The sequence below is a fragment of the Candidatus Protochlamydia sp. R18 genome, from assembly GCF_000648255.1.
Taxonomy (GTDB): Bacteria; Chlamydiota; Chlamydiia; order Chlamydiales; family Parachlamydiaceae; genus Protochlamydia; species Protochlamydia amoebophila.
In genome coordinates this window covers 1-222 of sequence record NZ_BASL01000249.1, presented here as the reverse complement: position 1 = coordinate 222, position 222 = coordinate 1, and the positions used below count along the sequence as shown (strand labels likewise).

At 33.3% G+C, this 222-nt stretch carries 1 protein-coding gene; it reads right to left on the bottom strand.

What is annotated here, in order from left to right; genetic code table 11:
* Positions 1-201 (bottom strand): transposase (locus TY19_RS00190; protein ID WP_158383073.1); only part of this gene is annotated, 201 nt, incomplete at its 3' end.
* Positions 202-222 lie beyond the last annotated feature (21 nt).

The following is a 222-nucleotide window of genomic DNA, read 5'->3' as shown; positions in this document are numbered from 1 at the left end:
TTGTATGATTTCATTTGTTTTTATCGTCCACACGACTGCTAGTGTTAGCACGAGCATCCATGCATCGATCTTTTTCAAATCGGTCATATGAGTATCTTCAAAGCAAAAACCTTTTGTTTTTAAATATCCAAAAAGAGTTTCAATTGCCCATCTCTTCTTGTACATTTTTAATGCTTTATAGGGACAAACATTTGTTAACACGATTAAAAGCTCTCCTTGATA